This window comes from Streptomyces chartreusis, assembly GCF_008704715.1.
GTDB lineage: Bacteria > Actinomycetota > Actinomycetes > Streptomycetales > Streptomycetaceae > Streptomyces > Streptomyces chartreusis.
Genome location: NZ_CP023689.1, coordinates 9,011,735 through 9,023,890 on the forward strand (window position 1 = coordinate 9,011,735; position 12,156 = coordinate 9,023,890).

Below are 12,156 nucleotides of genomic sequence, written 5' to 3' on the forward strand. Positions count from 1 at the left end.
GGACGCAGGCGTCCCCGGGGCCGGTGGGCCCGGCGCCGAGGACGCGCCGCGCGCGGGTGGGTCAGGCGAGGGAGCAGGCCGAGTCGTTCAGGGTGAAGGCCGTGGGGCCGGGGTTCGTCCCGCCCTTCGTGGCGGTGAAGCCCAGCGTCACCGAGCCCGCCGGGGCGATCGTCGCCGTGTACGACGCGGCGGCGACGCTCACTTCGGCGCCGCTCTGCGTCGGCGTGCCGCCCCACAGGTTGCCGACGCGCTGGCTGTCCGGGAAGGTCCAGCGCAGCGTCCAGCCGTTGATCGCGGAGCTGCCGGTGTTGCGGATGACGATCTCGCCCTGGAAGCCGCCCGGCCACTCGTTGGTGACCCGGTAGGAGACACCGCACGTCGCCGCCGAACCGCCGGACGCCGTGGTGACCGCCACCGTGCCGGAACGCGGTGACCGGTTGCCGGCGGCGTCGCGGGCGTAGACCGCGAACGTGTAGGAGGTGGCGGGGGCCAGCCCGGTGACGGTGGCGGAGGTGCCGGCCGTCGTGGTGGCTGCGGTCTCCGAGGTGCCGCTGACACGGACGACGTCGTAGCCGGTGACACCGGTCGCGTCGGTGGCGGCGGACCAGTTCAGGGTGACGGACGAGGACGTCACGGCGGAGGCGGTCGGGGTTCCGGGTGCGGTCGGGGGAGTGGTGTCGCCGCCGGAGGAGGAGTAGACGGCGGCCTCCTCGGAGGTGGCGGCGATGCCGTTCGCACCGTTGAAGATCCGCTGCCCCCACGAGGTCAGCTGGTTCGGGTCGAAGTTCGTGACCATGTCCAGGTACTCGACCCCGCCGCCGTTGCCGCTCCACGACCAGCCGAGGTAGCCGAGCCCCAACTGCCGGGTGACGGCGAGGATGGTGTCCTCGTCGGGGTCGCCGTCCGAGTGGTTGTGCCCGAACTCGCCCACGACGATGGGGAGTTTCGCCGTGACGAAGCGGTTGAGATAGTCGCTGATCTCGGCGGCGGTGTCGAAGACGCCGTACATGTGGATGGAGAAGACCGTGTTGGCGTCCGGGTCGGCCGCGAAGACCGAGGCGGCGTTGTCGCGCATCGTGAACGCCCAGTCCTGACCCCAGTTGGGCGCGTCGACCATGATGGTGTGCCGGAAACCGGCCGACCGCAGCTTCTGGACGGCGGCCTTGGTGTCCGCCGTCCACGCCGAGTAGTTCGTGTTCCCGTACGGCTCGTTGCCGATGTTGACGATGACGTAGTCCTCCTGGCCGGTCAGTGCGCTCTGCACGCCGATCCAGTAGTCGGCGGCCCGCGAGAGGGTCACGGCGCCGCTCTGTTCGCCGTAGCCGGTGGTGTCGTGGACCTCCAGGACACAGATGAGCCGGTTCTGTTTGCACTGGGCGACGACGTTCGACACGTCCGCGGCGTCGTTGCGTGTCCAGCGGTCACCGCTGGAGAGGACCACCCGCACCGTGTTGGCGCCCTTGGCCTTGATGTGGGCGAGGGAGCTGGCGCGGTCCGGGTACCAGGTGTGGGCGTGGTTGACGCCCCGCATGACGAAGTCGTTCCCGTTCGACTCCAGCAGCCGGCCGTTCGCGACACGGAAGCCCGGAGGCGCCGCATGGGCGGGGGAACCGAGGGCGAGCAGCGGGAGCAGCAGTCCCAGGAGGGCGGCGGCGACGGTGGCGAGCCGTGGGACGGCCGGGGTGCGGGATCTCATGGCGGCTCCAGGGGAAGGTATGGGACGAGTGGCTGAAGTTCCCTTTCCTGACGTTAATGGGAGCGCTCCCATGACCCATCAAGCCATCGTTGTCATTGACGCGTCAAGAGGTTCGGCGGCGATACGGGGCGGGAGGGGGCTGTACTGAGATGCTGTCGGTGCGAACACCGTCCGTTCGAGGAGGCGCCATGCCCGAGCCGTCCGTCCTTGCCGCGCTGGTGTCCGGACTGCGTGGTGGATCGATCGAAGTCGTCGATCTGACGTCACCCTTGTCGTCGTCGACTCCGGTGATCCAACTGCCGCCCCAGTTCGGCCAGACCGCCGTTTTCGAGCTGGAGGAGATCAGCCGGTACGACGACCGCGGCCCCGCCTGGTACTGGAACAACTTCCGCAGCGGCGAGCACACCGGCACCCACTTCGACGCCCCGAACCACTGGGTCACCGGCAAGGACCTCGCCGACGTCGCCTCGGTGCCGGCGCGCGATCTGATCGCGCCCGCCGCCGTGCTGGACTTCACCGCCGAGGCCGCCGAGAACCCCGACTTCCTGGTCGAGATCGACCACGTGAAGGCATGGGAGGCCGAGAACGGCCCCTTGCCGGACGGCGGTTGGCTGCTGCTGCGCACCGGCTGGGACGCCCGCTCGCACTCCCAGGAGGCGTTCCTCAACGCCGACGAGAACGGCCCGCACACCCCGGGCCTGTCGCCGCAATGCGCCCGCTGGGTCGCCGAGGAGTCGCCCGTCCTGGGCCTGGGCGTCGAGACGGTGGGCACGGACGCAGGCGCCGCGCACTCCTTCGACCCCGCCTTTCCCTGCCACTCCTACCTCATGGGCAGCGACAAGTACGGCCTGACGCAGTTGCAGAACCTGGCCGCGCTGCCGCCGACCGGTGCCGTCGTCGTCGCGGGGCCCCTGCCGATCGTCACCGGCTCCGGTGCTCCCGCGCGCGTGCTGGCCCTGGTGGAGCGCGGATGAAGGTCTCGGAAGCGGTCGGCCGGGCGCTGTGCGCGGCCGGCGTCGACCAGGTCTTCGGGGTCGTCGGGTCGGGCAACTTCCATGTCACCAACGCGATGATCGCGGCGGGCGCGCGGTTCGTCGCCGCACGCCATGAGGGCGGTGCCGCCACGATGGCGGACGCGTACGCCAGGACCAGCGGCGAGGTCGCGGTGGTCAGCGTCCATCAGGGACCCGGCCTGACGAACGCGATGACCGGCATCGCGGAGGCGGCGAAGAGCCGTACCCCGCTGATCGTGCTGGCGGCCGAGGTGACCGAACCCCGGTCCAACTTCTACGTCGACCAGGAGGCGTTGGCCCGTGCGGTGGGAGCGGCCGCGGTCCGGGTGACGTCGGCCGAGGAGGCCGTCGAGCAGACGTGCGCGGCGGTCCGGCTGGCGGTGCGGGAGCGGCGTACCGTCCTGCTCAACCTCCCTCTTCCGGTACAGGCGTCGGAGGTCCCCGAGGGCGCCCTGGCGCAGGCGGTGCCGCCCACGCCGAGGGCCGCCGTCGAGCCGGACGCGGCGGAGGTCACGGCCCTCGCCGAGCTGCTGGGGCGGTCCCGGCGCCCGGTGTTCGTGGCGGGCCGCGGAGCGCGGGAGCCGGGCGGCGGGGAGGCCCTGGCGGCGCTCGCCGAGCGGTACGGCGCGCTGCTCGCGACCTCGGCCGTGGCCCGCGGGCTCTTCCACGGCGACCCGTGGTCCCTGGACGTCTCCGGAGGCTTCGCCTCACCGCTCGCCGTGGAACTGATCCAGGGCGCCGACCTCATCGTCGGCTGGGGCTGCGCGCTGAACATGTGGACCATGCGGCACGGCCATCTCATCGGCGCCGACGCCACGGTCGTCCAGGTCGACGACGACCCGTCGGCGCTCGGCGCGCACCGGCCGGTCCACCTCGGCGTCACCGGCGACGTCCGCCTCACCGCGCGCCGCCTGTCCGAGCCGGGCGGCGAACCGCGCGAGGGCTACCGGACCCCGGAGACCGCGGCGGCCCTCGCGGCACGACTGCGCTGGCACGACGTCCCGTACGAGGACACCGGCACACGTGAGCGGATCGACCCGAGGACGCTCGGCATCGCGCTCGACGAGATCCTGCCCGCAGAGCGGGTGGTCGGCGTCGACTCGGGCAACTTCATGGGCTATCCGACGATGTACCTGTCGGTGCCGGACGAGAAGGGCTTCTGCTTCACGCAGGCCTTCCAGTCGATCGGGCTGGGTCTCGCGACCACGATCGGGGCCGCGCTGGCCCGCCCGGACCGGCTGCCGGTGGCCGCGCTCGGGGACGGCGGCGCCCTGATGAGCGCCGTCGAACTCGACACCGTCCGCCGGCTCGGGCTGCCCATGGTGGTCGTCGTGTACGACGACGAGGCCTACGGCGCCGAGGTGCACCACTTCGGGCCCGACGGGCACCCGCTCGACACCGTGCGCTTCCCGCCGACGGACATCGCGGCCGTGGGGCGGGGCTACGGCTTCGAGGCGGTGACCGTGCGGACGCGGGCCGACCTCAAGGCCGTGGCGGACTGGGTCGCCGGGCCGCGGAGCGCTCCGCTCCTGATCGACGCCAAGGTGGTGGCCGATCAGGGGGCGTGGTGGCTGGAGGAGGCGTTCCGGGGCCATTGAGCGCCTTGCGGGGAGCGCCGAGCGGGGTCGTTCTTCGGCTGCGGCGCCGTCGTGGCTGATCGCGCAGTTCCCCGCGCCCCTCTCGGGGCGCTGTCGGGCCGGCTGCCCGGTGGCGCTCGCGCGCTGCCGGGCAGCCGGACCGGATCAGACCGCCGGTGCCGGGTAGGTCGGGTACTCGACCCCGGAGACGTGCTGGACGACCCGGATGACCTGGCAGGAGTAGCCGAACTCGTTGTCGTACCAGAGGTAGAGGATCGCGTTGTCGCCCTCCACCTTCAGCGCGCCGGCGTCCACGATGGAGGCGTGGCGGGAGCCGATGAAGTCGCTGGAGACCGCGTCGGGCGCCGTGATGAAGTCGATCTGGCGGCGCAGCGGCGAGGTCAGCGACACGTCGCGCAGGTAGTCGAGGACCTCCTCGCGGTTCGTGTCGCGCTTCAGCTGGAGGTTGAGGATCGCGATGGAGACGTCCGGGACCGGGACACGGATCGAGCTGCCGGTGATCCGGGCCTTGAGGTCGGGCAGCGCCTTGGCGACGGCCGAGGCGGCACCGGTCTCGGTGATGACCATGTTCAGCGGCGCGCTGCGGCCACGGCGCTCGGACTTGTGGTAGTTGTCCAGCAGGTTCTGGTCATTGGTGAAGGAGTGGACGGTCTCCACGTGACCGCGCTCCACGCCGAACTCGTCGTCCATCGCCTTCAGCGGCGGGACTATGGCGTTCGTGGTGCAGGAGGCGCAGGACAGGATCCGCTCGTCCGGCTTCAGGGTGTCGTGGTTGACGCCGTGCACGATGTTCGGGACGTCGCCCTTGCCCGGCGCGGTCAGCACGACCTTGTCGATGCCGGGGCGCAGGTGGCCCGACAGGCCCTCGCGGTCGCGCCACTTGCCCGTGTTGTCGATGAGGATGGCGTTCTTGATGCCGTACGCCGTGTAGTCGACCTCGCTGGGGTCGTTGGCGTAGATCACCTTGATGGCGTTGCCGTTGGCGTTGATCGTGCTGTTGGCCTCGTCGACCGTGATCGTGCCCTGGAACTGGCCGTGGATGGAGTCACGGCGCAGCAGCGAGGCACGCTTGACGATGTCCTGATCGCCGCCGCCGCGCACGACGATCGCCCGCAGCCGCAGACCGGTGCCGGAGCCGGACTTCTCGATCAGCAGCCGGGCCACGAGGCGGCCGATGCGGCCGAAGCCGTACAGGACGACGTCACGGCCCTCGCCGCGCTCGATCTTGTTGGCGCCGGTGGCACCCGCGACGGCCTCGGCGGTGAACGCCTCCACCGTCAGACCGCGGTCGTCGGCCTTGTAGGTGGCGGCCAGCATGCCGATGTCGATCTGCGACGGGCCGAGGTCCAGCTCGGTGAGGGCCTTCAGGAACGGCAGCGTCTCGGTGACCGAGAGCTCCTCACCCGCGATCTGCCGGGCGAACCGGTGGGTCTTCAGGATGCTGACCACCGACTTGTTCACCAAGGAGCGGCTGTGGAGGAGGACGGTCACGTCCCGCTCCCGGTGCAGCTTCCCAATGATCGGGATCATCGACTCCGCGATTTCCTCGCGGTTCTTCCAGTTGGTGAACGAGTCGTCGTTGACAGTCACGGGCCTATCTTTCGAGCTAGGAGGCGCTCATATGCTAACCGCAGGTTCCGATGAGCGTTCAAAGGGGGGTCTGTGTGCCAGGAGAGTGTGTGCTATTGCTGGTATTCACCCCTTTTGTTCGGATCGTGTCCTGTAGGTGCGGAGGAGGAGTGAACGGGTGGAGCTGGAGCTACGGCATCTGCGTGTGCTGTGTGCCATCGCCGACGCGGGGAGCGTCGGGCGGGCCGCGGCCGAGCTCGGCTATTCGCAGCCCGCGATGAGCACCCAACTCCGGCGCATCGAGCGGTACTTCGGCGAGTCGATCTTCGAACGCGGCTCGACGGGCGTGCGGTTGACCCCGTACGGCTTCGAGGTCGTCGCCCAGGCGCGCGACGTCCTCGCCCGCGCCGACGCGATCGGCCGCCGTCCGGCCGCCGGCGCGGCGTCCGAGCGCCGGCCCCTGCGGGTGGCCGCGACCAATTCGCCGATGCTGGCCGGCATGGTGTCGGGCCTGCGCTCCCGGCTGCCGGACGTCTCCCTCGCGGTGAGCAGCGTCTACGCCTCGTCGCGGATCGTCGAGCTGCTGGAGGACGGCGTGGTGGACGCGGCCATCGCCGCCGACTACCCCGGCCGGGAGCTGGAGCACTCCGACACGGTGGCCCATCGCGGCATCGTCACCGAGCCGACGTTCGTGGCCCTGCCGTCCCGGCACCCGCTCGCCCAGCGCACCCAGGTCGCGCTCGCCGACCTCGCCGACGAGGCCTGGTTCCTGACGCCCGACGACGGCGCCGGATGGCCGGGCGTCTTCTACACGGCCTGCGCGGCGGCCGGGTTCACGCCCAAGACCGTGCACGAATTCCTCGGCGACCAGCAGCAGTTGCAGGGAATGATCGCCGACGGGCTCGGCGTGGCCGTGGTGCAGCCGACGATGCGACCCCTCCCGCATGTCGTCGTCAAGCCGCTGGCCGGGACGCCGCTGTGGTGCCGGTACGTGCTGGCCTGGCGGCGCGCGGCCGTCGCCGGGGAACTGGTCGACGCCCTCTTCCAGTCCGCCGCCGACGCGCACCGCCAACTCGTCGCACAGTCACCGCACTTGAGGACCTGGGCGGCACGCATGTGGAGCGTGCCCGGGGCCTAGCCGACGCTCACCGCTGACCTCCGCGCGTTATGGCTCCTCGGCGCCATGTGCTATGTCACACACCATTGTTGGTGCCGCACGGCGTTGAGACAGTGCCTCACGCGCCTCAGCACCCCACTCCGAGGCGCATCCGTCCGTGGAGGAATCCAGATGCGCTACCGCTTCGTGCTGCCCAGACGCATGATCACGGCACTCGCCGCCTGCGTCACCGTCTGCGGCCTACTGTCGACGCCGGCACTCGCGAACCCCGTGTCCCGAGCCGACGCAGCCCCGGTCACCTCCCGGGACACGGCACAGCCGCCGCCGACCGGCCCGACGGCGGACACCGCCGCCCGTCCCGCCGTACAGGACCGGCCGCTGAACCGCACCCAGCTGCCGCCCCTGCCGCCGTCGCGCGTCCCGACCCGGCCGAGCCCGGAGCCCGGCCTCAAGGCGGCGTCATGCACCCCCGGCGACTTCGGCGGCAGGACCGGCGCCGCGCTCGTCGCGTTCGTGAAGGCGTCGACCACGGACTGCGTCAACACCCTCTTCGCGGTCACCGGCACCGACGCGCGCGCCGTCTTCCGCGAGGCCCAGATGGTCACGGTCGCCGAGGCGTTCACCCGCGCGGCACGGACCTACAACGGCGACAACTCCGCCGGCGTCTGGCAACTCGTGCTGTTCCTGCGGGCCGGCTACTACGTGCAGTTCAACCACCCGGACGACGTGGGCCCGTACGGCGCCGCCCTGAGCCGCAACACCACCCGCGGCCTGGACGCCTTCTTCGCCCGCCCGCACTCCGGGGACGTCACGGACGCGAACGGCGACGTGCTGGGCGAGGTCCTCATCCTCACCGACAGCGCCGACCAGCAGGCCCGCTATCTCCGGGTCTACCAGCGGATACTCAAGGGCTACGACCGCTCCTACGACGCGATCTACAGCATGCTCGCGGCCGTCAACTCCGTGTACACCCCGCTCTGGCGCGGCAACTGGAACGCGGACTACGTCAGGGCGGTCACCGCCGACCCGTCCGTCGTCCGCACCCTGCACACCTTCGCCCTCGACCATCTCGACCTGCTGGGCACCGACCGCGCGTACCTCACCTCCAACGCCGGTATGAACGTGGCCCGTTACGTCGAGCACCCCGCCCTGCGCAGCACGGTACGGCCCCGGGCCAGGCACCTGCTCGACACGACCCGCATCACCGGCCCCACCGCCGGTCTGTGGGTGGCCGTGGCGACCCAGGCCGACTCCTACGACCGCGCCAACTGCGCCTACTACGGCATCTGCGACCTGCCCGGCCGGCTGATGCGCGCGGCCCTGCCGACCACCCACGGCTGCGACGCCACCCGCACCGTCCGGGCCCAGTCGCTCACCTCCGCCGACCTCGACGCGGCATGCGCGAGCGTGCTGCGCCAGGACGCCTACGTCCACGACCTCGTCCGGGACGGCGGACCGATACCCGGCCAGTACCTCTCGACCCTCGATCTCTTCGTCTTCGCGAGCCGAGAGGACTACCGGACCTACGCCGGGGCGATCTTCGGCATCAGCACGGACAACGGTGGCATGACCCTGATCGGCGACCCGGCCGACCCCGCGAACAAGCCGTACGCGGTCATGTACCAGAAGAGCCAGGACACCGGGCACGCCGCTCGGATCTGGAACCTCAACCACGAGTACACGCACTACCTCGACGCCCGCCACAACATGAAGGGCGACTTCGCCGAGCAGACGTCGGTGCCGGACGTGTGGTGGATCGAGGGCGTCGCCGAGTACGTCTCCTACGGCTACCGCGACCTCACCTACGACCAGGCGGTCACGGAGGCCGGCAAGCACACCTACCGGCTGAGCACGCTGTTCCAGAACACGTACACCAACAGCGACGTGACCCGCACCTATCCGTGGGGCTACCTCGCGGTCCGCTACATGTTCGAGAAGCACCCGGACGACGTCCACCGCATGCTCGCCCGCTTCCGCGTCGGTGACTACGCGGGCGGCCACGCCGTCTACGCCACCGACATCGGCACCCGATACGACGCCGACTTCGACCGGTGGCTGACGGAGTGCGCTGCGGGCGGGTGCGCGGGCTCCGCACACTGACCGCCGGGATCGGATCCTGCTGAGGTTCCGGGAGGGGCCTGCCCCGGTTCATCGGGGCTCGCCCCTCCCGGAGCTTCACAGGTGAGGCGGTTGTGGGCGTTGCGTGTCGAAGCGCCGCCAGGATCTTCCGGAACGCGTGCGGGCCGTGCACAGTCAGGAGCCGCCGAGCACGGCCGCACGCCACGTCGCCGGGAGGTCAGCCGATGGGAACCCACCACCGCTCCGAGCGGCCGGACACCACGCCCGGCGCCGGCCCCGACGGCGTCAGCCGACGCCGCTTCCTCGGATATGTGGTCGCCGCGTCGACGCTCACCGTCGCCGCACCCCTTGGCGAGGCGGCCCTGGCGCCCGGCGAGGCCGCCGCGGCGGTCCCCTCGCTGCCCGGCCCGGCCGAGATCTACGACCTCAACGACATGCTCACCCACGCCGCGCTGCCCACGGCGAACCTGATCACCATCCGGCTCGACGGCGACGGCACGGCCTCCTTCGCCCTGCCGCGGGCCGAGGTCGGCCAGGGCATCACCACCTCCAGCGCGATGCTGGTCGCCGAGGAACTCGACCTGCCGCTGGAGAAGATCCACGTCACCCTCGCCGACGCACGGCCCGAGCTGCTGTTCAACCAGCTCACCGGCGGCTCGAACACCACCATCTCCACGTACACCCCGATCCGCGTCGCCGCGGCCGTGGCCCGGGGCCGCCTGCTCGAAGCGGCCGCGCTCGAACTGGGGGAGGCCGTCGGCACCCTGAGGGCGAAGGCGGGTGTCATCACCTCCACCGTCACCGGCAGGAGCCTCGGCTACGGCGAACTCGCCGCGAAGGCCGCCTCGGTGGCCACCGGCCAGGTCGCCGTCACCCTGAAGGAACCCGCCGACTTCAAGGTGATCGGCACCGCCCGGCGACGCATCGACGCGCTGGCCGCGGTCACCGGCCGCAAGAAGTTCGCCATGGATGTGCAGGTGCCGGAGGCGCTGCCGACGATGGTGTGCCGGCCGCCGACGATCAACGGCACCGTCCGCTCGGTGCGGAATCTGGACGCGGTGCGGGCCATGCCCGGCATCACGGACGTCGTCCGCGTCTCGACCGGCGTCGCCGTGCGCGGCCGTACCTTCGGACAGTGCATCGACGCGGTACGCGCCCTCCAGGTGGACTGGGGCCCCGGAACCGCCGAGGACGCCTCCGACGACAGTATCCGCGCGAAGCTGCGCAAGGCCGAACTCCCGCTGCCCGGCATCGACCTGCTGACCAGGTCGGTCGACGCCCGCTTCACCTTCCACTTCGCCAGCAACAGCGCCCTGGAGACCAACTGCGCCGTCGCCGACGTCACCGAGGACTCCGCCGAGATCTGGGCGAGCCTGAAGGCGCCGATCGTCGCCCAGGAGGAGATCGCGCTGAGGCTCGGACTGCCGGTGGGCGCGGTCAAGGTCCATGTGACGGAGGGTGGCGGCTCCTTCGGGCGCAAGCTGTTCCACGACGCCGCGGGTGAGGCCGCCGAGATCTCCCGGGCCATGGGCAAGCCGGTCAAGCTGATGTGGCACCGCACCGACGACTTCCGGCAGGGCCGCACGCACCCCATGTCCACCTCACGCGTGCGTGCCACCTACGCGCTCGGGCAGGTGCTCACCTACGACCAGCGCCACACCTCCGTGGCCACCGACTTCGGCCACGGCGTAGGCGAGATCATCACCGCCGAGGCCAGCCGCCTGCCCGTCGGCGACCTCACCTTCTCCGAGACGATCTTCACGCTCACCCAGCAGACCCCCTATGACTTCGGCGTCGTCACCCAGCTGCTCAGTGAGACCGACAAGGGCTTCAACACCGGCTCCATGCGCAACATCTACTCGCCCAACGTGCGCTGCGCGCAGGAACTGGTGGTGGACGAGCTGGCCAGGCGCATGGGCAAGGACCCCTACCGGTTCCGCCGCTCCTTCCTCAAGGACGAACGGGCCCGTGCCGTGCTCGACAGGGTCGCCGAGGCGGGGGAGTGGGGCCGCGCCATGCCGGCCGGGACGGCGCAGGGCATCGCGCTGCACCCCGAGTACCACGCGTACGTCGCGGTCCTCGCCGAGATCGACTGCCGCCCGGGGACCACCGGACGCGAGATCCCCGACGCGTACACCGGCCCGCGCGTGACGAAGGTCGTGTGCGCCGTGGACGTGGGTCTGGCGGTGAACCCGCGCGGCCTTCAGGCACAGATGATGGGCGGCATCATGGACGCCATCGCGATCACGCTCAGCTCAGGACTGCACCTCGACAACGGGCATTTCCTGGAGGGCAGTTGGGACAACTACTTCTACACCCGGCAGTGGAACACCCCGCCGGAGCTGGAGATCGTCGTGATGCCGCCGACCACCGACACCCCCGGCGGCGCGGGGGAGTTGGCCGTCGCGGGCGCGATGGCTGCCGTGGCCTGCGCCTACGGACGCGCGACGGGCACGATGCCGACGACCTTCCCCCTCAACCACGAGGAACCGCTCGGCTTCGAACCGCTGCCCACCACCCCGCCGATCCCCGCGTCCCCGACCGACGGCCTGAGCCGCGCCTTCTAGGAGCTCCCGTGCCCGAACACACCTTCATCCTCAACGGCGAGTCCGTGACCGTGGACATCGAGGACGACGTCCGGCTGCTGTGGGTGCTGCGGGACGTCCTCGGCGTCACCGGACCGAAGTATGGCTGCGGGCTCGGTGTCTGCCAGGCCTGCACGAGCCACATCAACGGCAAGGCGTTCAACCCCTGTTCGGTCCCCGTGAAGGACCTGCGTCCCACCGACGAGGTCACCACCATCGAGGGCCTGCCCGCCACGGTCGGCGGCGAGCTGCACCCGATGCAGGAGGCCTGGCTGGAGTACGACGTCGCCCAGTGCGGCTACTGCCAGCCAGGCCAGATCATGACCGCCGTCGCCAAGGTCCGCCAGGCCCGTGAGGAGGGCCGCGAGATCAGCGAGGCCGACCTCGACGAGATCCGCAACGTCTGCCGCTGCGGGACGTACCACCGCATCCGCGAGGCGATCGTGGCCGGCGCGAAGAAGTACTGAACGTGCCCCCGCCACCGCGCGGGGGCACGGGG

The 12,156-nt window shown here is 71.0% G+C and carries 8 protein-coding genes; 6 read left to right on the forward strand and 2 right to left on the reverse strand.

Annotated elements, in window-relative coordinates; genetic code table 11:
• Nucleotides 1-61 precede the first annotated feature (61 nt).
• Nucleotides 62-1,696 carry a cellulase family glycosylhydrolase gene (locus CP983_RS40010; protein WP_150505228.1) on the reverse strand — a complete coding sequence of 545 codons (1,635 nt, stop codon included), beginning with the start codon at nucleotides 1,694-1,696 and terminating at the stop codon, nucleotides 62-64.
• A 188-nt stretch (nucleotides 1,697-1,884) separates the two neighbouring features.
• Here CP983_RS40010 and CP983_RS40015 point away from each other — a divergent pair, with 188 nt between their 5' ends.
• Nucleotides 1,885-2,670, forward strand: coding sequence for a cyclase family protein (locus tag CP983_RS40015; protein WP_125526936.1), 786 nt, complete (start codon nucleotides 1,885-1,887; stop codon nucleotides 2,668-2,670).
• Nucleotides 2,667-4,307, forward strand: coding sequence for a thiamine pyrophosphate-binding protein (locus tag CP983_RS40020; RefSeq protein WP_150505229.1), 1,641 nt, complete (start codon nucleotides 2,667-2,669; stop codon nucleotides 4,305-4,307). The genes CP983_RS40015 and CP983_RS40020 overlap by 4 nt, the downstream gene beginning before the upstream one ends.
• A 144-nt stretch (nucleotides 4,308-4,451) precedes the next feature.
• Here CP983_RS40020 and CP983_RS40025 read toward each other — a convergent pair whose 3' ends face one another.
• The gene (locus CP983_RS40025; RefSeq protein WP_150505231.1) at nucleotides 4,452-5,897 is read right to left on the reverse strand and encodes a glyceraldehyde-3-phosphate dehydrogenase; all 1,446 of its coding nucleotides are present in this window, start codon (nucleotides 5,895-5,897) and stop codon (nucleotides 4,452-4,454) included.
• A 157-nt stretch (nucleotides 5,898-6,054) separates the two neighbouring features.
• Between CP983_RS40025 and CP983_RS40030 the strand changes: the two genes are divergently transcribed.
• The 4 genes from CP983_RS40030 to CP983_RS40045 all read left to right on the forward strand — a co-directional run bounded on the left by CP983_RS40030 (nucleotide 6,055) and on the right by CP983_RS40045 (nucleotide 12,124).
• Nucleotides 6,055-7,014, forward strand: a complete 960-nt coding sequence (locus tag CP983_RS40030) for a LysR family transcriptional regulator (protein ID WP_150505233.1) — start codon at nucleotides 6,055-6,057, stop codon at nucleotides 7,012-7,014.
• A 150-nt stretch (nucleotides 7,015-7,164) separates the two neighbouring features.
• The gene (locus CP983_RS40035; protein WP_150505235.1) at nucleotides 7,165-9,093 is read left to right on the forward strand and encodes a collagenase; all 1,929 of its coding nucleotides are present in this window, start codon (nucleotides 7,165-7,167) and stop codon (nucleotides 9,091-9,093) included.
• A gap of 203 nt (nucleotides 9,094-9,296) precedes the next feature.
• Nucleotides 9,297-11,639: a molybdopterin cofactor-binding domain-containing protein gene (locus CP983_RS40040; RefSeq protein WP_150505237.1), complete on the forward strand. Its 2,343-nt coding sequence runs from the start codon at nucleotides 9,297-9,299 to the stop codon at nucleotides 11,637-11,639.
• An 8-nt stretch (nucleotides 11,640-11,647) separates the two neighbouring features.
• Nucleotides 11,648-12,124: a (2Fe-2S)-binding protein gene (locus CP983_RS40045; RefSeq protein WP_107910056.1), complete on the forward strand. Its 477-nt coding sequence runs from the start codon at nucleotides 11,648-11,650 to the stop codon at nucleotides 12,122-12,124.
• Nucleotides 12,125-12,156 lie beyond the last annotated feature (32 nt).